General features: G+C 43.8%; 1 pseudogene. It reads right to left on the bottom strand.

The features are described from left to right. Positions 1–616: pseudogene (locus A3735_RS27235) on the bottom strand (tryptophan--tRNA ligase); the annotation flags it as partial.

The following is a 616-nucleotide window of genomic DNA, read 5'->3' as shown; positions in this document are numbered from 1 at the left end:
AGCGTTCACGATCGCCTAGTGATATATTTTGCTGGTCTTTGATCAAAGCTCTTGCAGTTTCCAAAGCCTCATCGTCGCCCTGTTCTTGGAATCGCTTCTGTAAATTACGATAAAGCTTGGCGTTTTTCTTACCCATTTTCTTTATCGCTGCTTCAGCCTGCTCTTCAAAACCCGGATCTTTACCATATAAATGATTAAAGCGACGAGCAATTTCACGCGTCAATTCGACATGAGCTACCTGGTCAGCACCAACAGGAACAAAACCCGCACGATAAACTAAGATGTCAGCACTTTGTAATAATGGATAACCTAAGAAACCGTAAGTTGCCAAATCTTTTTCTTTCAACTTCTCTTGCTGGTCTTTGTAAGTTGGTACACGTTCCAGCCAACCTAAAGGCGTCATCATTGACAACAATAGGTGCAACTCTGCATGTTCAGGCACCATAGACTGAACAAACATTGTCGCTGAACCTGGGTTAATACCCGCAGCAAGCCAATCGATCACCATATCCCACACGCTCTGTTCGATCATGAAAGGGTCTTCATAATGCGTTGTGAGTGCATGCCAGTCTGCAACGAAGAGGAAACATTCATAATCGTGTTGCAACTCTACCCA

The sequence above is a fragment of the Oleiphilus sp. HI0061 genome, assembly GCF_001635675.1.
Note: the sequence above shows the minus strand (reverse complement) of the source record. Positions and strands in the feature narration are given on the sequence as shown.